Source organism: Pseudomonas sp. F2, from assembly GCF_057174385.1.
On record NZ_CM169904.1, the window covers coordinates 3476653 to 3497472 of the forward strand.

Sequence of the window (20820 nt, forward strand, 5' to 3'; positions counted from 1 at the left end):
CAGCCGGTCCCGAGAGTGAATCGCATCCCTCCTGATGCAGTACAATCGCGGCTTTTAATCGCCAACCAGCCGGCCATTCCGATGATCGAACCCAAGCGCGTCTTGCGCGCCCTCGCTGAACACTGGGCACTTCTTGAGCCACTGTGCGAGCACTTCGACCAAGGCACCCTGAGCCTCAACGAACTGCGCACGCAACTGGCCGCCCAACAACTGGACAGCACGCCGCAGGACATCACCAGCCTGCTCGACGTGTGGATTCGCCTCGACATTCTGGTACCCGTGGCGAAAAGCCCGAACCGTTTCGAGCTCAATGCGCAAATTCACGACTTCCTTGCCTACCTGCGCCGGGAACACCGGCTGGGCCTGTGCCTGGAAATCGAAGCCTATCTGCGCCACCTCGAACGGCTGGCCGGCTACATTCAGGACGCGTTCGATGTGCGCGACGGCAACGACCTCGCCCGTCAGTTGCGCTTGCTCGACATGCGCGTGCGCGACGTATTGAAGAAACTCGACAACGACGAACAGGCGCTGGTGGCCGTCGCCGAACGGGCCAAGACCAGCGACCGGCAGATTCCGCTGCGTCAGCGTTATGCCGAAGTGTTGGCGACCTGGGACGAATACGTCGAGCCGATGATCGATCTGGTGAACGCGGACGGCGCCTTCGAACAAGGCGTGCGCAAGGTCGAAACCGTGCTGCTGAAAATGCTCAGCGAACAGCAGCGCCTCGGCCACCTGGTCGATGACGACATGCTGCTGCGCACCCACGCGCGCATCCTCGAAATGCAGACCAGTGCCCAGCTGACCCTGCGTCATGCCCGCGAACTGCTGCTGCCGCTGCGGGAAGAAGCGCGCCGACACAACGCCGTGACCCGTGGCGCCGCGCTGGCACTGGCGGCGATCCGTCGCAAAGGTATCGATGCGGTGCCGCAAGCGGCGATGCCGCTGTTTACCCGGCCGCAAAGCACCTTCCTCGGCAGCGCCAGTCAGGTCGAAGCTTACGTCTACGCCCTGGCGCGTTTCGAGCCGAAACCGGCGCGGTTCCCCAAAGCCCACAAGACCCAGAAATCCGGCGACGCCCCGCGTGCACCGCGCACCGTGCGCGAGATGGTCGAGCGTTGCGAAGAGTCCCTGCCAATGCCGGATCTGATGACCTGGCTGCTGGAACAGGAACCGGACGGCGCCACCGACGAATTGCTGTACTGGTTCTCGCGCCTGTCGCGGGAAAAACGCTTCACCCGCGAGCGTCTGGAACGCCGCGAATACCACACTCACGAGCATCAGGTCAGCCTGCGCTCCTTCGCCCTGCTCTCGGCCCGCGACCCTGCCGCCGCCGAGGATTCTGCGAGCATCCCCAATGCATCTTGATCTATCCGAACTGTCCCAACTGGCGCCGATCTTCCGCGAGCTGTTCAAGGGCTACCACGTCAGCCGCCGCGACCCGGAACTGTACGCGCAACTGTCGAACTTCCAGGATCAATACCGCACGCTGTTCAAGGCGCTGGGGTTCGAGCTGGTCTGCGACACCCGTGGCTTCTACTACTTCGTGCCGGACATGGCCGCTGCGGCGGTGAACAAGACCGCCCAGCGCCTGGCGCTGTTCACCTTCATCCTCGTCGAGCATCTGGCCGATCAGGGCCGCGACCCGATCGCCGTGCTCGACGGCGGCAGCCTCGGCCGTGAAGAGCTGCCGTCGTTGCTGGATAAATACCGCGACCTGTTCATCCAGGCCGAAGTTCAGACCGTTGAAGAGCTGGAAGAAAAAATCATGCGCCGCATGACCCAGCTCGGTTTCGCCAGCGAAGAAAACGGCGTGTACCGTTTCCTGCCGCCGATGCACCGTTTCCTCGACGTGTGCCTGTCGGTGCAGCAGGACCGCGATCTGGCGGCCAGCGTGCACAGCGTGCTGCCACTGCCGGCACCGGTGCTGATCGACGAGGAAGCCGAAGCCAGATTCCTCGAAACCGACGATCCGCTTGATCTGTCCGAATTCGAAGAAGAAAGCGAAGAAGACGCACTGGCCCGCGCCATTGCCGAAGAACAGGAGTCCGACGCATGAGCCAGGAACGCTACGGCATTCGCCGCTTTGCCCTTTTGAACACCGCCGGTTACAGCCTCGGCCTGTTCCCGCTGGAAGAACCGCTATCGGTTTACGGCGCGAACAACCTCGGCAAGTCCGCCTCGATCAACGCCTTGCAGTTCCCGATTCTGGCGCGCATGTCGGACATGAGTTTCGGCAAGTACAGCCTGGAACAATCGCGGCGCTTCTACTTCGCCTCCGACACCAGTTACATCCTCGTCGAAGTCAATCTGCCTCACGGCCCGCACGTGATCGGCGTGGTCGGTCGCGGCCCGGGCGGTGGTTTCGGTCACCAGTTCTTCGCTTACGCCGGCAAGCTCGACCTGGCGCATTACCAGAAAAACGATACCTGCCTGCGGCAGAAAGAGCTGTTCAGCAACCTTGAGAAAGAAGGCCTGAAAGCCTACGAACTCAAGCCTGATGAATTGCGTCGTCTGCTGGTGGGCGGGCACACCTCGATCCCGCTGGACCTGACGCTGATTCCGCTGCGCTCCACCAGCGAGCAGAGCCTGAAGACCTTCCGCGCGCTGTTCATCAACCTGCTGCACATGCGCGAAATCACTGCGGCCAAGTTGAAGCAACTGTTCCTCGATGCCTTCGAGCACAGCCTGCGTTCCGGCAGCGTCGACTACATTGCTGCGTGCGAAGAAGCCTTCCGCGATGTGCGCCGGATGGAGCAGGACTACAACTCGCTGGTCGCCGCCGGCCCATTGGTCGAGGCCTTGGCCAACGGCGTAAAACAGCGCGACGTGCTGCGCGGCAAACTGCATCGCCTGTCGCCGCTGCTCGACTCGTTGCTCGGCACCTGGTCGGACTACGCCAATGCACGCAAGGAAGAACTGACGATTCAGGCCGAACACTACCGTCGCGAGCAGGACGATCTGCAAAACGACCAGCGTGGCGGCACGCAGGAGCTGATGCGTCTGGAGCGGGAAATCTCCGGTATCCAGCGCTGGCTCGGCGAGTTGTCGGTGCTGAAGAACCGCTTTGCGCTGGTCGATGACGTCAAAGTGCTGGAGCAACAACTGCTCGCAGCCAAGGACGCTCACGACGAACTGGCCGGTGCGCTGGCCCAGTCCCGGCAGTTCAGCGCCGAGGATCTGGAAGAACGTCTGCGCGATCTGGAAAAGCGTCTGAAGTCGGTGAAGCAGCAACTCGATCACGCCGACAACAACAGCTACGCCCGCCTGCGTGAAGAATTCTCGCAGCAGGACGTCGAGCGCCTGATGCGCCTGTTCAACAGCGCGCTGTTCAGCCTGCCGCTGGGCGAGCACGGCATCACCCTCGACGACGATGGCGAGTGGGTCAAATCGGTCGAGCTGATCCTCGATGGCTTCAAGGGCGAGCGTTTCGAAGTGCCGGGGCTGTCGATCGACATCTCGCACATCGAGCCGCCGGCTCTGCAAGCGCTGGCCGACCGCGCCGCGCTGCGTGACCAGAAAGAGCGTCTGGAAAAAGAGCTCAAGCAGCTCAAGACTCAGCAAGCCGTGGCCGCCGACCGCGCCGCGAGCAAGACCCAGACCGAAGCGCTGTACCAGCAAGTGCTGGACGCGCAGAAAGCCCTGGAAGATTTCCGTCGCACCCAAACGCTGAGCGCCGAAGAGGGCGACAAGCTCGAGCAATTGGCGCAGATGGAAGCGGCGCAGGACGAACTCAAGCGCTCCAGCGACGCGTTCACCGAGCGCGTCCAGCAACTCTCGGCCAAGCTGCAACTGGTCGGCCGGCAGATCGCCGACATGGAAGCCAAGCAACGCACCCTCGACGATGCCCTGCGCCGCCGTCAGCTGCTGCCGGCGGATCTGCCATTCGGTACGCCGTTCATGGATCCGGTCGACGATTCGATGGACAACCTGCTGCCGCTGCTCAATGACTATCAGGACAGCTGGCAGGGTCTGCTGCGCGCCGACGGACAGATCGAAGCGCTGTACGCGCAAGTGCGTCTGAAAGGCGTGGCCAAGTTCGACAGCGAAGACGACATGGAGCGCCGTCTGTCGTTGCTGATCAACGCTTACGCGCACCGCACCGACGAAGCCCTGACATTGGGCAAAGCGCGGCGTGCGGCGGTCACCGACATCGCCCGGACCCTGCGCAACATTCGCAGCGACTACGACAGCCTTGAGCACCAACTGGCGCTGTTCAACCGCGAGATCAACAAGCGTCAGGTATCCAACCTGCAGAGTTTCCGCATTGTCCTGGCGCCGAACAAGGAAGCGCTCAAGCACATCGACCAGATCATCCACAGCGCCGGTCAGTACGAAGAAGGCGAAACCCTGTCGGTGTTCGACCTGAGCCAAAGCGCGGAGCAGGACAACAAGAACGAAGAGGCCAAGGAATACCTGGCACGGCTGGTGGCGGCGAACCACAACCAGCTCGGCCTCAAGGACTTGTTCGAACTGGCGTTCGAGATCACCAAGGTCAACGGTCAGCCGGTGATTCACACCGACATCGACGGCGCGGCCTCCAACGGCACCACCATGACCATCAAGGCGCTGACCAACATGTACTTGTTGCTGCACTTGATGGATCGCGACCTGGCCGGTCGCGTGCGCCTGCCGTACTACCTCGATGAGGCGGCAGACATCGACGAGAAGAACCAGGCCGCATTGCTGGAAACCAGCCTGCAATTGGGCTTCGTGCCGATTCTGGCGAGTGTGAAGCCGCAGGTCTGCGCCAGTGTCGCCATCGACCTGGAAGGCGGCAGCGGCCCGGCGGGGATCTACATCGATGAGGCGGACTGGAAGTACATCCGCCGGCATGATGTGGTGAAGGCCACCGTCAACGTGCAAGCCGATGAGCCAGAGCTGGATGAGGTTTGACCGGCTTTAGCTGAAAACCAAAAAGGGCCGCGATCTGTTGGGATCGCGGCCCTTTTTTATGGCTTTGGATTTGTGCTGAATAGGAGGAACTCATCGCTGGCAAGCCAGCTCCCACAGGTTTTTGCGTTGAACACACATTCTGTATACGACATGAAACCCTGTGGGAGCTGGCTTGCCAGCGATGGCGTCTTTGTAGACGCCACATCAATACCGGATTACTTACCGAGCGAAATCTTCGGCGCCCAGGTCAGCCACTCATCCTCGAACTTGTCGAACAGCGGGAACGTCTGTTCCGCACGCGCCTGGTTGCCCATCCGTTCACCGTCCGGGGTAGCGAAAGCGATGCCCCCCTGAATCGCCGTCTCCAGCGACTCTGTGCGCACTGTCAGACCATTGAACAAGCCAATGTCAAAACCGACGCCGCTGGTATTCCAGAATCGGCTGCCGCTGCGCACCAACGGCGCATATTTCGGCTCGATCAGAATGTGCACCAACACCCGGTCGGCCGTCTGCCCCAGTTCATAACCGGTGACCTTGCCCACGGTGATTTCCCGGTAGGTCACGGGTACGCCCGGTTTCAGCGAGCCACGACGGGCGGCACTCAACACCAGACTCAAACCGGCCTCTTGCTTGACCACCTCCGGCGGATTCGCCAGCGCGACGAAGTTCTTCTGCGGGCCAAGATTTTTCGCCGCCGGCTGCACTTCCACGTACTGCCCGGTGACCAGGGTTTCCAGATTCTGGGTCTTGATCAGCCCCAACTCCGGCTTGACCACCCAGAACTGGCTGCCGACCCGGGCAATCTTCTCCGGCACTTCAGTGATCCGCGCGGTAATCATCACGGCTTGCAGATCGTCGGTCAGATCGACGTCTTCAATCTTGCCGACATCCAGCCCCTTGAAACGAATCGGGGTGCCCGGGCGCAAACCATCGGCGCGGTCGACCTTGATCGTCACCAGCGTGCCTTTCTGGTTGGCCTCGTCATGGTTGGCGAACAGACGGAAGCGCGGAATACGCTTCTGCAACGGCGCCTTGGCTTGCGGGGTTTCGAAAGCGATACCGCCGGCCATCAACGTCTGCAACGACTCGCTCTTCACTTGAATTCCGCCCGTCAGACCACCGGTGAGGGTGATGCCGCTGACATTCCAGAAGCGCGTCGAGGCGTTGACCAGGTTTTCGTACTCCTTCTCGATATGCACGCCAATGACGATCTGTTTTTTGGTCTTGGAGAATTGATAGCTCTGGACCGAGCCAACCTTGACCTGTTTGTACAGAATCGGACTGCCGACTTCGATCGAACCGAGAACATCGGTGAACAGCACCAGATGCAGACCGGGGGCGCGCAGATCCAGTGGCGGGGCTTTTGGCCGCGCCTCGAATTCGCGTTTCGGCGCAGCACCTTTGTCGCCCGGACGCACGGCGATGTAGTTGCCTTTTACCAACGCTTCGAGCCCGGTAATACCGGCCAGGGAAATCGACGGCTTGACCACCCAGAACTGCGTGCCATCGACCAGGTAGTCTTCGGCCAGAGGATCCAGCGTCAGTTCGGCCGTGGCGCTGTTGAGATCCGGATCGATTTTCAACGCTTTCAGGTTGCCGACCTGAATGCCCTTGTACATCACCGGCGTGCGACCGGCCTGCAGGCCTTCAAAGTCACTGAGTTTGACCTTGACCCGAATGCCGGCAGCGGCGGCGTCGAAGTCCTCATACAAACGGAACGGCAGGCTTGGATCGGTGGGTGGACTGTCCTTGCGATTCTCCGGAGTAGCGAAGGCGATACCGCCGGCGACGATGCTCGCCAGGGACTCGCTGCGCACTTTCACCCCCGACAGGTTGGCGTCGATGCTGATGCCGCTGGCATTCCAGAAACGCGTGTGTTTGCGCACCAGTTTGGCGTAGGTCGGTTCGATGAACACTTTCAGTTCAACGGTGCTCTGGTCTTCAGACAGCACGTAGCTTTTGATCTGACCGACTTTGATCTGCTTGTAGAACACCGGGCTGCCGCGATTCAGCGAACCGAGGCGATCGGCCTTGATAGTCAGGTGCAGGCCAGGCTTGGAATCCGACAATGGCGGCTCTTCAGCCAGGGCCTTGAACTTGCGGGTCGGCTCGCCTTCACCCGGGCTGATGGCCACGTAGTTCCCCGAAACCAGTGTTTCCAGTCCTGTGATGCCGGCCAGGGTGACGCTTGGTTTCACCAACCAGAAGCGGGTGCTGGTCTTGAGGTATTGTTCGACGTCCTTGTTCATCTCCACAGTGGCGATCACGCCTTTGGAATTGCCTTCGTCGTCGAGCTTGAGCGTCTTCACCTTACCGACCGACATGCCTTTGTACATGACCTCGGTTTTGTTGGCCTGGATGCCTTCACCGCTTTCGAAACGAACCTGAATCTCGATACCGGTTTCGTTATAGGCACGCCAGCCAAGCCAGCCGCCGATGATCAGGGCGATCAGGGGCAGTACCCAGATGGCAGACCAGTTGGAGGCCGGTCGGGTTTTCGCTACAGGCAAATCAGTCATGGTCGTCGTCCGACTCCGTGTTATCCCAAATCAGTCGGGGATCGAAAGTTACTGCGGCAAGCATCGTCAGAATCACCACGCTGGCGAAAGCGATGGCGCCAAGATTGGCTTCGACACTGGCAAGCCGGCCGAAGTTGACAACCGCCACCAGAATGGCGATCACAAAAATGTCGAGCATCGACCAGCGACCGATGAACTCAATGAAGCGGTACATCCAGATCCGCTGCCGTGCAGACAATGGCTGGCGGCGCTGTACAGAAAACAGCAACAGCGCGATACCGACCAGTTTGAACGTCGGCACTAGAATACTGGCGATGAACACCACTGCGGCAATCGGGATCATGCCGTGCTGCACCAACTGGATCACGCCGGACATGATGGTGCTGGGATCGCCCTGACCCAGCGAACTGACCGTCATGATCGGCAACACATTGGCCGGGATGTAGATAATCGCAGCCGTGATTAGCAGGGCCCAGGTTCGGGCCAGACTGTTCGGACGACGAGCGTGAACCAGCGCACCGCAGCGGGTGCAGGTCTGCTCGTCGATGTCCGCATCCAGTTTGTTCAATTCATGGCATTCGGTACAGATCAGAATGCCCGCATCAATCGCCCGCATGGGCATCCTCTCCTGATAACGCCTGCCAGATCTGATGCGGTGACATCACCACTTCCAGCCAGATCTGAACTAACAACAAACCGATGAAACACGCCAGACCGAGGCCGACGGTGATGGCCGCCATGTCCGCCAGTTTGACGATCGCCACGAGGACGCCCATGAGGTAAACCTCGAGCATTCCCCAATCTTTGAGGTGGTGATAAATGCGATACAGCAGCAAACCGTAGCTACGCCCGACGTTGAAACGGATCGTCAGCAATACGAATAACTGGCACAGCAACTTCAGCAACGGAATAGCCATACTGCACAGGAATACAACGATCGAAACGCCCTGCATGTCCGTATTGAACAAGCCGAGCACGCCGCTCCAGACCGTATCCTGCGAAGATTGTCCGAGGATATTGAGTTGCATGATGGGTAAAAAGTTTGCCGGGATGTACAACAACAGTGCTGCGATTACCAAGGCAAGGCTGCGCTGCACCACATTATGGCGATGGGCGTACAACTCGTAACCGCAGCGAGGGCAGAGTGCTTTTTCGCCATGGGCAAGCTTGGGCTTGCGTATCAGCAGGTCGCACTCATGACAAGCCACCAAGTCTTCCAGCGGTAAATCTGACAGCCCTTGGGCGTCAACCGGATCTGACATAAAGGCTCTGGCTCCGAAAAGGATGGGGCTATTCTAGTGTTCTGATTCGAAAATAACTGTGCAAAATTGTTCGCTGCCTAAGTAAAAATACTTTCCTGCGGACAAAACAAAACCCCAACTGCTTTCGCAATTGGGGTTTCGGAATTTAATCTTGACGATGACCTACTCTCACATGGGGAAACCCCACACTACCATCGGCGATGCATCGTTTCACTTCTGAGTTCGGGATGGGATCAGGTGGTTCCAACGCTCTATGGTCGTCAAGAAATTCGGGTACTGACTCGTGACCAACTGGCCTCGCTTCAGCAAATCGGGTATGTGATACAGGTGTTTGTGAGCAGCGCGAACTTTCGGTTCATTGCGTCTTCACACACCGCAATCTGGTCTCTTTCGAGCATTCAGATTGCTTGGGTGTTATATGGTCAAGCCTCACGGGCAATTAGTATTGGTTAGCTCAACGCCTCACAGCGCTTACACACCCAACCTATCAACGTCGTAGTCTTCGACGGCCCTTCAGGGAACTCAAGGTTCCAGTGAGATCTCATCTTGAGGCAAGTTTCCCGCTTAGATGCTTTCAGCGGTTATCTTTCCCGAACATAGCTACCCGGCAATGCCACTGGCGTGACAACCGGAACACCAGAGGTTCGTCCACTCCGGTCCTCTCGTACTAGGAGCAGCCCCTCTCAAATCTCAAACGTCCACGGCAGATAGGGACCGAACTGTCTCACGACGTTCTAAACCCAGCTCGCGTACCACTTTAAATGGCGAACAGCCATACCCTTGGGACCGGCTTCAGCCCCAGGATGTGATGAGCCGACATCGAGGTGCCAAACACCGCCGTCGATATGAACTCTTGGGCGGTATCAGCCTGTTATCCCCGGAGTACCTTTTATCCGTTGAGCGATGGCCCTTCCATACAGAACCACCGGATCACTAAGACCTACTTTCGTACCTGCTCGACGTGTCTGTCTCGCAGTCAAGCGCGCTTTTGCCTTTATACTCTACGACCGATTTCCGACCGGTCTGAGCGCACCTTCGTACTCCTCCGTTACTCTTTAGGAGGAGACCGCCCCAGTCAAACTACCCACCATACACTGTCCTCGATCCGGATAACGGACCTGAGTTAGAACCTCAAAGTTGCCAGGGTGGTATTTCAAGGATGGCTCCACGCGAACTGGCGTCCACGCTTCAAAGCCTCCCACCTATCCTACACAAGCAAATTCAAAGTCCAGTGCAAAGCTATAGTAAAGGTTCACGGGGTCTTTCCGTCTAGCCGCGGATACACTGCATCTTCACAGCGATTTCAATTTCACTGAGTCTCGGGTGGAGACAGCGCCGCCATCGTTACGCCATTCGTGCAGGTCGGAACTTACCCGACAAGGAATTTCGCTACCTTAGGACCGTTATAGTTACGGCCGCCGTTTACCGGGGCTTCGATCAAGAGCTTCGCGTTAGCTAACCCCATCAATTAACCTTCCGGCACCGGGCAGGCGTCACACCCTATACGTCCACTTTCGTGTTTGCAGAGTGCTGTGTTTTTAATAAACAGTCGCAGCGGCCTGGTATCTTCGACCGGCATGAGCTTACGGAGCAAGTCCTTCACCCTCACCGGCGCACCTTCTCCCGAAGTTACGGTGCCATTTTGCCTAGTTCCTTCACCCGAGTTCTCTCAAGCGCCTTGGTATTCTCTACCCAACCACCTGTGTCGGTTTGGGGTACGGTTCCTGGTTATCTGAAGCTTAGAAGCTTTTCTTGGAAGCATGGCATCAACCACTTCGTCACCTGAAAGGTAACTCGTCATCAGCTCTCGGCCTTAAGATCCCGGATTTACCTAAGATCTCAGCCTACCACCTTAAACTTGGACAACCAACGCCAAGCTGGCCTAGCCTTCTCCGTCCCTCCATCGCAATAACCAGAAGTACAGGAATATTAACCTGTTTTCCATCGACTACGCTTTTCAGCCTCGCCTTAGGGACCGACTAACCCTGCGTCGATTAACGTTGCGCAGGAAACCTTGGTCTTTCGGCGTGGGTGTTTTTCACACCCATTGTCGTTACTCATGTCAGCATTCGCACTTCTGATACCTCCAGCAAGCTTCTCAACTCACCTTCACAGGCTTACAGAACGCTCCTCTACCGCATCACTTGCGTGATACCCGTAGCTTCGGTGTATGGTTTGAGCCCCGTTACATCTTCCGCGCAGGCCGACTCGACTAGTGAGCTATTACGCTTTCTTTAAAGGGTGGCTGCTTCTAAGCCAACCTCCTAGCTGTCTAAGCCTTCCCACATCGTTTCCCACTTAACCATAACTTTGGGACCTTAGCTGACGGTCTGGGTTGTTTCCCTTTTCACGACGGACGTTAGCACCCGCCGTGTGTCTCCCATGCTCGGCACTTGTAGGTATTCGGAGTTTGCATCGGTTTGGTAAGTCGGGATGACCCCCTAGCCGAAACAGTGCTCTACCCCCTACAGTGATACATGAGGCGCTACCTAAATAGCTTTCGAGGAGAACCAGCTATCTCCGAGCTTGATTAGCCTTTCACTCCGATCCACAGGTCATCCGCTAACTTTTCAACGGTAGTCGGTTCGGTCCTCCAGTCAGTGTTACCTAACCTTCAACCTGCCCATGGATAGATCGCCCGGTTTCGGGTCTATTCCCAGCGACTAGACGCCCTATTAAGACTCGCTTTCGCTACGCCTCCCCTATTCGGTTAAGCTCGCCACTGAAAATAAGTCGCTGACCCATTATACAAAAGGTACGCAGTCACAGAACAAAGTCTGCTCCCACTGCTTGTACGCATACGGTTTCAGGATCTATTTCACTCCCCTCTCCGGGGTTCTTTTCGCCTTTCCCTCACGGTACTAGTTCACTATCGGTCAGTCAGTAGTATTTAGCCTTGGAGGATGGTCCCCCCATATTCAGACAAAGTTTCTCGTGCTCCGTCCTACTCGATTTCATGACTAAGAGACTTTCGCGTACAGGGCTATCACCCACTATGGCCGCACTTTCCAGAGCGTTCCGCTAATCTCAAAGCCACTTAAGGGCTAGTCCCCGTTCGCTCGCCACTACTAAGGGAATCTCGGTTGATTTCTTTTCCTCAGGGTACTTAGATGTTTCAGTTCCCCTGGTTCGCCTCTTGCACCTATGTATTCAGTACAAGATAACCATCTTATGATGGCTGGGTTCCCCCATTCAGACATCTCCGGATCAAAGTCTGTTTGCCGACTCCCCGAAGCTTTTCGCAGGCTACCACGTCTTTCATCGCCTCTGACTGCCAAGGCATCCACCGTATGCGCTTCTTCACTTGACCATATAACCCCAAGCAATCTGGTTATACTGTGAAGACGACATTCGCCGAAAATTCGCAAAACTCTTAAGAGTCACTCACAAATTTTACCTTAGCCTGATCCGTTACCAGTGAAAGTAACGTTCAGTCTATCTTTCTATCACATACCCAAATTTTTAAAGAACGATCTAATCAAAGACTAGAAATCAATATTCACGCCGGAATATTCATTTCTAAGCTCTAACAAGTAGAAGCAGTTAATGGTGGAGCCAAGCGGGATCGAACCGCTGACCTCCTGCGTGCAAGGCAGGCGCTCTCCCAGCTGAGCTATGGCCCCATACAAAATTGGTGGGTCTGGGCAGATTCGAACTGCCGACCTCACCCTTATCAGGGGTGCGCTCTAACCAACTGAGCTACAGACCCAATTTCGAGCGCGTAACTGATTAGCTCAGAGCTATCAGCTTGGAGCTTAAAGCTGCTTCTATCGTCTTCTTCAATGAATCAAGCAATTCGTGTGGGAACTTATGGAGCAGCTGATGTCGTCGATTAAGGAGGTGATCCAGCCGCAGGTTCCCCTACGGCTACCTTGTTACGACTTCACCCCAGTCATGAATCACACCGTGGTAACCGTCCTCCCGAAGGTTAGACTAGCTACTTCTGGTGCAACCCACTCCCATGGTGTGACGGGCGGTGTGTACAAGGCCCGGGAACGTATTCACCGCGACATTCTGATTCGCGATTACTAGCGATTCCGACTTCACGCAGTCGAGTTGCAGACTGCGATCCGGACTACGATCGGTTTTGTGGGATTAGCTCCACCTCGCGGCTTGGCAACCCTCTGTACCGACCATTGTAGCACGTGTGTAGCCCAGGCCGTAAGGGCCATGATGACTTGACGTCATCCCCACCTTCCTCCGGTTTGTCACCGGCAGTCTCCTTAGAGTGCCCACCATAACGTGCTGGTAACTAAGGACAAGGGTTGCGCTCGTTACGGGACTTAACCCAACATCTCACGACACGAGCTGACGACAGCCATGCAGCACCTGTCTCAATGTTCCCGAAGGCACCAATCCATCTCTGGAAAGCTCATTGGATGTCAAGGCCTGGTAAGGTTCTTCGCGTTGCTTCGAATTAAACCACATGCTCCACCGCTTGTGCGGGCCCCCGTCAATTCATTTGAGTTTTAACCTTGCGGCCGTACTCCCCAGGCGGTCAACTTAATGCGTTAGCTGCGCCACTAAGAGCTCAAGGCTCCCAACGGCTAGTTGACATCGTTTACGGCGTGGACTACCAGGGTATCTAATCCTGTTTGCTCCCCACGCTTTCGCACCTCAGTGTCAGTATCAGTCCAGGTGGTCGCCTTCGCCACTGGTGTTCCTTCCTATATCTACGCATTTCACCGCTACACAGGAAATTCCACCACCCTCTACCATACTCTAGCTTGCCAGTTTTGGATGCAGTTCCCAGGTTGAGCCCGGGGATTTCACATCCAACTTAACAAACCACCTACGCGCGCTTTACGCCCAGTAATTCCGATTAACGCTTGCACCCTCTGTATTACCGCGGCTGCTGGCACAGAGTTAGCCGGTGCTTATTCTGTCGGTAACGTCAAAATTGCAGAGTATTAATCTACAACCCTTCCTCCCAACTTAAAGTGCTTTACAATCCGAAGACCTTCTTCACACACGCGGCATGGCTGGATCAGGCTTTCGCCCATTGTCCAATATTCCCCACTGCTGCCTCCCGTAGGAGTCTGGACCGTGTCTCAGTTCCAGTGTGACTGATCATCCTCTCAGACCAGTTACGGATCGTCGCCTTGGTGAGCCATTACCTCACCAACTAGCTAATCCGACCTAGGCTCATCTGATAGCGCAAGGCCCGAAGGTCCCCTGCTTTCTCCCGTAGGACGTATGCGGTATTAGCGTTCCTTTCGAAACGTTGTCCCCCACTACCAGGCAGATTCCTAGGCATTACTCACCCGTCCGCCGCTGAATCCAGGAGCAAGCTCCTCTCATCCGCTCGACTTGCATGTGTTAGGCCTGCCGCCAGCGTTCAATCTGAGCCATGATCAAACTCTTCAGTTCAAACATCTTTGGGTTTTTAAGAAACCCTAAACTTGGCTCAGCAATCGTTGGTTACATCTTTGATTTCTCGCGGAGTAACTTGTGATGCTGATAATCTTGTTGACTATCAGTCTGACTCCACAAGCACCCACACGAATTGCTTGATTCAGTTGTTAAAGAGCGGTTGGTTAAGAGCTTTCGTCTCAACCGAGGCGCGCATTCTACAGCAGCCTCATTTGCTGTCAAGTGATTATTTTCAGAAGTTTTTGAAGAATTCTTCAACAACTTCAACCACTTGCGCTTCGATCTCTCGTTAGCGGGATGCGAATTCTACAGCGTTACACGCTGCTGTCAACACCTCTTTTTCACCGCTTTCGACCGAGAAGACCGAACCGTCAAAAGAGCCAAACATCACCGCTCCTTCAACTCCTTCCAGGCTTCGATGAACTGAAGCGATCCGCCGTCGAAAACTGCGTAACTCTTTGAATCTCAAGGAGTTTTCCGTTTCGACTGCGCCGGAAGTGGGGCGAATTATAGACCTCCAGAATCTGCCGTCAACCGTTAATTTCAGTTTTATTGCAAAACCTGCTTTTTAGCCAATAAACGCGGGATTCGACGGGCAACTGTAGGCACACGCAGCAGTAAAAGCACTGCACCTATAAAGGCATAGATCGCCCACTCCTTGAGATCAGCACGCACGATCCACAACATGTGCAGCAATCCCAGCCCCAGAATCACGTACACCACCCGATGCAATTTCTTCCAGCGCACACCTAAACGACGCTGACTGTAACGATTTGAGGTTACTGCCAGTGCCAACAATCCAAGAAAACCCAGCGTACCCACAATAATGTACGGCCGCTTGCGTAACTCCACACCCAACTGTGACCAGTCGAAACCAAGGATGAACGCCATATAGCTGAACAGGTGCAGAACCACATAGGCAAAACACCAGAGCCCCACCTGACGGCGAACAGCAATCCAGCCCGCCCACCCCGTCAATTTCTGCAACGGCGTCATGCTCAACGTGATCAGCAGGAATACCAGCGTCCCCAGCCCCAGTCGATCAACCAGCACCTTGCCGGGATCCGGACCGAGCAAATCGGCAAACGCCTGATAAAACCAAAACAGTGGCCAGATCGCCGCCGCAATAAAAACGCCTGCACGCCAAAACGGATATCGCATCAGTAGTTCTTCCGCAGATCGAGCCCTGTATATAAAGAAGCGACTTCATCCGAGTAGCCGTTGAACATCTGGGTATCACGTACATTCGGCTTGAACAAACTGTTCGGCAGACGCCGCTCTCTTGCCTGAGTCCAGCGCGGATGATCGACCGTCGGATTCACGTTGGCATAAAAACCGTATTCATCTGCCGCGATGCTCTGCCAGGTAGTCTTGGGCTGCTCGCTGACGAGACTGATCCGCACAATGGACTTCACACTCTTGAAGCCATACTTCCACGGCACCACCAGACGCAGCGGCGCGCCATTCTGATTGGGCAATTCGCGGCCATACATGCCAACCGCCAGAATCGCCAAGGGATTCATCGCCTCATCCAGACGCAAGCCCTCTACATACGGCCAATCGATCAGCGCGAAACCCGAGCGCTGCCCAGGCATGCTCTTGGGATCCTGCAAGGTTTCAAAGCGAATGTACTTGGCGTTAGAGGTCGGCTCGACCTGCTTGAGCAGTGCGGAAATCGGAAAACCAATCCAGGGGATGACCATCGACCACGCTTCAACACAGCGAAGGCGATAGATACGCTCCTCCAACTGGTACGGTTTCATGAAGTCTTCGAGCGCGTAACGCCCGGGCTTACCCACCTCCCCATCGACGACCACGCTCCACGGCTCGGTTTTCAGCGAGCCGGCATTGGCTGCGGGATCGCCCTTGTCGGTGCCGAACTCATAGAAGTTGTTGTAATGGGTCGCGTCTTTATAAGGCGTGATCGCCTCATCCTTGACGTTGACTGCCCCCCACTTGGTAGAACGGAGCTTCTCGGCAAACCAGGCAGGCGCCTTGCCTGGCTCGACATCAGCATAGCGCGCCGCGTCCTCGGCACTGGCCCAACGCGGCAGGCTGCTCACGGCGATACCGGCCGCAGTAGCTCCGAGCAATTGACGACGGGAGAGATAAATGGACTCAGGCGTGACATCCGACTCATGGCAGTCGGACGCTTTGGGGATTTTGATCAGCATGACAACTCCGCAGCTTTGGAGGACAGATGCACCCATAGACTGCGGAGTATGCGGGAAATTACATCACTCGGCGTTTTTGTGCCGACGAAGATGCAACAGGTATTGCACCGGGCCGGAAGCCGCGTAGGCGAGGAACACCAGCAGCAAAATTCGCGGCGGGTCGCTGAACACCACAGCGAACACCAGGACCACGGCGAGGATCGCCACGAACGGCACACGGCCCTTCAGATCCAGCTCCTTGAAGCTGTTGTACTTGATGTTGCTGACCATCAGCATGCCGGCAGCCGCCACCATCAGAGCGACCAGGAACGACATCTTCGAACCCTGAATACCGTAATCGCTGAACGCCCAGACAATCCCCGCCACCACGCCTGCCGCCGCCGGGCTGGCCAGACCGATGAAGTAGCGCTTGTCGGCCGTACCGACCTGAGTATTGAAACGCGCAAGACGCAGCGCTGCACCGGCCACATAGATGAAGGCCACCATCCAGCCGACCTTGCCCATGTCGCCCAGCGCCCAGCCGAACGCCAGCAGCGCCGGTGCCACACCGAAGGCAACCATGTCGGACAGCGAGTCATACTCGGCGCCGAATGCACTTTGTGTATTGGTCATGCGCGCCACGCGGCCATCGAGACCATCGAGCACCATGGCCACGAAAATCGCGATCGCGGCAAAGGCAAAATACTTGCTCGCATTCGCAGAATCCCCGGCGCTCAAGGCAGCCTGGGCACTCATCGAGTTGATGATGGAATAAAACCCTGCAAACAGGTTCGCAGTGGTGAACAGGTTCGGCAGCAGATAGATACCACGATGCCGGACTTTACGACCTTCTGCGTCGTGCCCTTCCTCGACATGTTCATCGATGGGCAGCAGGCTTTCGGCGTCAGAAGCCTGGTTCGGCTCTTCGGGACGTTCGCTCATGGACATTACCTTGCAACGGTTTGGAAAGTTTCGACAGGTGTCTGTGACGACGGTTCGGCCACAAACGATGCAGCTTTATACCAGAACCATCGGTTTCAAACGAAAAAACGCGGCCGAGGCCGCGTTTTTCGTACAAGGGACGACGACTTAGTTTTTGGCTTTGTCGACGATCTTGTTGGCACCGATCCACGGCATCATGGAGCGCAGTTGCTCGCCGATGATTTCGATACCGTGAGCGGCGTTGTTACGACGCTTGGCGGTCATCGAAGGGTAGCCGGTTGCACCTTCGCTGATGAACATTTTGGCGTATTCGCCGTCCTGAATACGTTTCAGGGCGTTGCGCATGGCCTGACGGGATTCGGCGTTGATCACTTCCGGACCGGTCACGTACTCGCCGTATTCAGCGTTGTTGGAGATCGAGTAGTTCATGTTGGCGATACCGCCTTCGTACATGAGGTCAACGATCAGCTTCAGCTCGTGCAGGCACTCGAAGTAGGCCATTTCCGGCGCGTAGCCAGCTTCAACCAGAGTTTCGAAACCGGCCTTCACCAGCTCAACGGTACCGCCGCACAGTACGGCTTGTTCGCCGAACAGGTCGGTTTCGGTCTCGTCCTTGAAGGTGGTTTCGATGATGCCGGTACGACCGCCGCCCACGCCAGCTGCGTAGGACAGCGCAACGTTTTTGGCGTTGCCCGAGGCGTCCTGGTAGATCGCGATCAGGTCAGGGATACCGCCGCCCTTCACGAACTCGGAACGTACGGTGTGGCCCGGAGCTTTCGGCGCGATCATGATCACGTCGAGGTCGGCACGCGGAACAACCTGGTTGTAGTGGATCGCGAAGCCGTGGGAGAAGGCCAGGGTGGCGCCTTTCTTGATGTTCGGCTCGATTTCGTTCTTGTACAGCTGGGACTGGAATTCGTCCGGGGTCAGGATCATGACCAGGTCGGCGCCGGCAACGGCAGCAGCCACGTCGGTCACTTTCAGACCATGAGCTTCGGCCTTGGCAACAGTGGACGAACCTTTACGCAGACCAACGGTAACGTCGACACCGGAATCTTTCAGGTTGCACGCCTGGGCGTGGCCCTGGGAACCGTAACCGATGATGGCAACTTTCTTGCCCTGGATGATCGACAGGTCGCAGTCTTTATCGTAGAAAACTTTCATGAATTTCCCCTATATATCCAGGCCGTTCAGGCCATTCGCTAATTTGGTTTAGATGCTGAGTACTTTGTCGCCGCGGGCAATGCCGGTCACGCCGCTACGGACGGTTTCCAGAATCGATGCGGTGCCGATGGACTGAATGAAGCTGTCGAGCTTGTCGCTGGTACCGGTCAATTGAACGGTATACACGCTGGCACTGACGTCGACGATCTGTCCACGGTAAATATCGGTGGTGCGTTTGATCTCGGCGCGCTGGGCGCCAGTGGCCTTGACCTTGACCAGCATCAGCTCACGCTCGATGTGAGCGCTTTCCGACAGGTCCACCAGCTTGACCACTTCGATCAGCTTGTTCAGGTTTTTGGTGATCTGCTCGATGATTTCATCGTGGCCGACAGTGGTCAGCGTCAGACGCGACAGCGTCGGGTCCTCGGTTGGCGCCACCGTCAGGCTTTCAATGTTGTAGTTGCGCTGCGAGAACAGGCCGACTACGCGAGACAAAGCACCGGGTTCGTTTTCCAGAAGCAGGGAAATAATGTGCCGCATGATTAAGTACGCTCCGTCTTGCTCAGCCACATATCGCGCATGGAGCCGTCTTTGATCTGCATCGGATAGACGTGCTCGCTGGTATCGACCGAAATATCGATCACCACCAGACGATCTTTCATGGCGAACGCTTCTTCCATCTTCGACTTCAAATCCTTCGAATCGGTGATGCGCACGCCGACGTGACCGTAGGCTTCAGCCAGTTTGACGAAGTCAGGCAGCGACTCCATATAAGAGTGCGAGTGACGGCTGCCATAGCTCATGTCCTGCCACTGACGAACCATCCCCAGAACACCGTTGTTCAGAATGACGATTTTCACCGGCAAGCCATATTGCAGGCAGGTCGACAGTTCCTGGATGTTCATCTGGATGCTGCCTTCGCCGGTGACACAGGCAACGTCGTCATCCGGGAAGCTCAACTTGATGCCCATGGCCGCCGGGAAACCGAAGCCCATGGTGCCCAGGCCACCGGAGTTGATCCAGCGGTTCGGCTTGTTGAACTTGTAGTACTGCGCCGCGAACATCTGGTGCTGGCCCACGTCGGACGTGATGAAGGCATCGCCTTTGGTCACTTCGCACAGGGTCTCGATCACGGTCTGCGGCTTGATCAGGCTGCCGTCGCCCTTTTCATAAGGGAACAGGCCGCGATCACCGCGCCACTCATCGACTTGCTTCCACCAACTGGCCACAGACTCCTTGTTCGGGGTCTCGCCGATTTCCTTGAGGATCGCGACCATTTCGGTCAGGACACTTTCCACCGGACCAACGATTGGCACGTCGGCCTTGATGGTCTTGGAGATCGAAGCCGGGTCGATATCGATGTGGATGATCTTGGCGTTCGGGCAGAACTTCGCCGCGCCGTTGATCACACGGTCATCGAAACGTGCGCCAACAGCCAGGATCACGTCGGCATGGTGCATCGCCAGGTTGGCGGTGTAGCTGCCGTGCATGCCGAGCATGCCGATGAACTGACGATCAGTACCCGGGAAACCGCCCAGGCCCATCAAGGTGTTGGTCACTGGCAGGTTGAGCATTTTCGCCAGTTCGGTCAGCGGTGCGGAACCGTTGCCCAGAATCACGCCGCCACCGGAATAGAGCACGGGACGCTTGGCCGCCAGGAGCATTTCTGCCGCCTTGCGGATTTGCCCGGAGTGACCGCGAACGGCCGGGCTGTAGGAGCGCAGCTTGGCTTTTTTCGGAAAAACGTATTCGAACTTCTCGGCCGGGTTGGTCATGTCTTTCGGGATATCGACCACGACCGGGCCTGGACGACCGGATTGCGCCAGGTAGAACGCCTTCTTCATGACTTCCGGGATTTCCGAGGCGTGCTTGATCATGAAGCTGTGCTTCACGATTGGCCGGGAGATACCGATCATGTCGGTTTCCTGGAACGCGTCGGTACCGACCATGGTGCTTGGCACCTGACCGGAAATGATCACCATTGGAATCGAATCCATATAGGCGGTGGCAATACCGGTGATGGCGTTTGTGGCGCCTGGACCGGAAGTCACCAATACCACGCCGGCTTTACCGGTGGCACGGGCGTAGCCGTCAGCCATATGGGTCGCCGCTTGTTCGTGACGAACCAGAATGTGGGTCACTTCCGGTTCTTTGAACAGGGCATCGTAAACATGCAGGAGAGCACCACCCGGGTACCCGTAGATATATTTGACGCCTTCGTCACGCAAGAAGCGGACGAGCATCTCACCGCCAGATAAAAGCTCCACGTTGTTCACCTCTAAAACGCCAGAATACCGTCCACAAAAAGGGGCGGGTCTTAATAGGTTTACTTCTCGGCAGAGCATGAGCGACGGTGGTCGCCGACTACGTCAGCACTGACTGAGCAAGTATTGGGATCGTCCCAAGTGTTGCGGGCCTTTCCCACCCAGCGCGAGGTAACGCGTTGCGGGTGTAACAGGTCGACGCGGATAGGCGCCTCATGATCTGCCGAGTGGGTCTGCTTCTGGCAGTCCC

Annotated in this window: 12 protein-coding genes, 2 tRNA genes and 3 rRNA genes; 3 read left to right on the forward strand and 14 right to left on the reverse strand. The window is 56.6% G+C overall.

Annotation, left to right across the window (positions count from 1 at the left end; genetic code table 11):
- Nucleotides 1–81 precede the first annotated feature (81 nt).
- Genes mksB through mksF form a run of 3 tightly spaced genes read left to right on the forward strand, consistent with a single transcriptional unit; the run spans nucleotide 82 to nucleotide 4893 of the window.
- Complete coding sequence (gene mksB / locus AC193Q_RS15575) at nucleotides 82–1365, forward strand: Mks condensin complex protein MksB (RefSeq protein ID WP_047296550.1); 1284 nt, start codon at nucleotides 82–84, stop codon at nucleotides 1363–1365.
- Entirely contained in the window at nucleotides 1355–2056 is a 702-nt protein-coding gene (mksE, locus tag AC193Q_RS15580; RefSeq protein WP_047296552.1) for an Mks condensin complex protein MksE, read from the forward strand. The genes mksB and mksE overlap by 11 nt, the downstream gene beginning before the upstream one ends.
- Nucleotides 2053–4893, forward strand: a complete 2841-nt coding sequence (mksF, locus tag AC193Q_RS15585) for an Mks condensin complex protein MksF (protein WP_047296553.1) — start codon at nucleotides 2053–2055, stop codon at nucleotides 4891–4893. The genes mksE and mksF overlap by 4 nt, the downstream gene beginning before the upstream one ends.
- 215 nt (nucleotides 4894–5108) lie before the next feature.
- On the opposite strand, the gene AC193Q_RS15590 is transcribed toward mksF, so the two are convergent.
- From AC193Q_RS15590 to AC193Q_RS15655, 14 genes are all read right to left on the reverse strand, one after another.
- Nucleotides 5109–7412, reverse strand: a complete 2304-nt coding sequence (locus AC193Q_RS15590; RefSeq protein WP_121187186.1) for an MlaD family protein — start codon at nucleotides 7410–7412, stop codon at nucleotides 5109–5111.
- Nucleotides 7405–8028, reverse strand: coding sequence for a paraquat-inducible protein A (locus tag AC193Q_RS15595; RefSeq protein ID WP_047296557.1), 624 nt, complete (start codon nucleotides 8026–8028; stop codon nucleotides 7405–7407). The genes AC193Q_RS15590 and AC193Q_RS15595 overlap by 8 nt, the downstream gene beginning before the upstream one ends.
- On the reverse strand, nucleotides 8015–8674 hold the full coding sequence (locus AC193Q_RS15600) for a paraquat-inducible protein A (protein ID WP_121187189.1): 660 nt from the start codon (nucleotides 8672–8674) through the stop codon (nucleotides 8015–8017). The genes AC193Q_RS15595 and AC193Q_RS15600 overlap by 14 nt, the downstream gene beginning before the upstream one ends.
- A gap of 149 nt (nucleotides 8675–8823) precedes the next feature.
- Nucleotides 8824–8939 (reverse strand): 5S ribosomal RNA (gene rrf / locus AC193Q_RS15605).
- A gap of 153 nt (nucleotides 8940–9092) precedes the next feature.
- Nucleotides 9093–11984, reverse strand: a 23S ribosomal RNA gene (locus AC193Q_RS15610).
- A gap of 237 nt (nucleotides 11985–12221) precedes the next feature.
- A tRNA-Ala gene (locus AC193Q_RS15615) sits at nucleotides 12222–12297 on the reverse strand.
- Between the two features lie 9 nt (nucleotides 12298–12306).
- Nucleotides 12307–12383 (reverse strand) — tRNA-Ile (locus AC193Q_RS15620).
- 124 nt (nucleotides 12384–12507) lie between these two features.
- Nucleotides 12508–14044: ribosomal RNA gene (locus AC193Q_RS15625) — 16S ribosomal RNA — on the reverse strand.
- Together the 16S, 23S and 5S rRNA genes with 2 tRNA genes alongside form the textbook arrangement of a ribosomal RNA operon.
- 552 nt (nucleotides 14045–14596) lie before the next feature.
- Nucleotides 14597–15208, reverse strand: coding sequence for a protein-methionine-sulfoxide reductase heme-binding subunit MsrQ (gene msrQ, locus AC193Q_RS15630; protein WP_047296567.1), 612 nt, complete (start codon nucleotides 15206–15208; stop codon nucleotides 14597–14599).
- Entirely contained in the window at nucleotides 15208–16221 is a 1014-nt protein-coding gene (gene msrP / locus AC193Q_RS15635) for a protein-methionine-sulfoxide reductase catalytic subunit MsrP (RefSeq protein ID WP_121187191.1), read from the reverse strand. The genes msrQ and msrP overlap by 1 nt, the downstream gene beginning before the upstream one ends.
- 63 nt (nucleotides 16222–16284) lie before the next feature.
- Nucleotides 16285–17142, reverse strand: coding sequence for a CDP-diacylglycerol--serine O-phosphatidyltransferase (pssA, locus tag AC193Q_RS15640; RefSeq protein ID WP_003228213.1), 858 nt, complete (start codon nucleotides 17140–17142; stop codon nucleotides 16285–16287).
- A gap of 147 nt (nucleotides 17143–17289) precedes the next feature.
- On the reverse strand, nucleotides 17290–18306 hold the full coding sequence (ilvC, locus tag AC193Q_RS15645) for a ketol-acid reductoisomerase (RefSeq protein ID WP_007924618.1): 1017 nt from the start codon (nucleotides 18304–18306) through the stop codon (nucleotides 17290–17292).
- Nucleotides 18307–18354: 48 nt separating this feature from the next.
- Nucleotides 18355–18846, reverse strand: coding sequence for an acetolactate synthase small subunit (ilvN, locus tag AC193Q_RS15650; RefSeq protein ID WP_003205610.1), 492 nt, complete (start codon nucleotides 18844–18846; stop codon nucleotides 18355–18357).
- 2 nt (nucleotides 18847–18848) lie between these two features.
- The gene (locus AC193Q_RS15655; RefSeq protein WP_041065497.1) at nucleotides 18849–20573 is read right to left on the reverse strand and encodes an acetolactate synthase 3 large subunit; all 1725 of its coding nucleotides are present in this window, start codon (nucleotides 20571–20573) and stop codon (nucleotides 18849–18851) included.
- Between the last annotated feature and the right edge of the window lie 247 nt (nucleotides 20574–20820).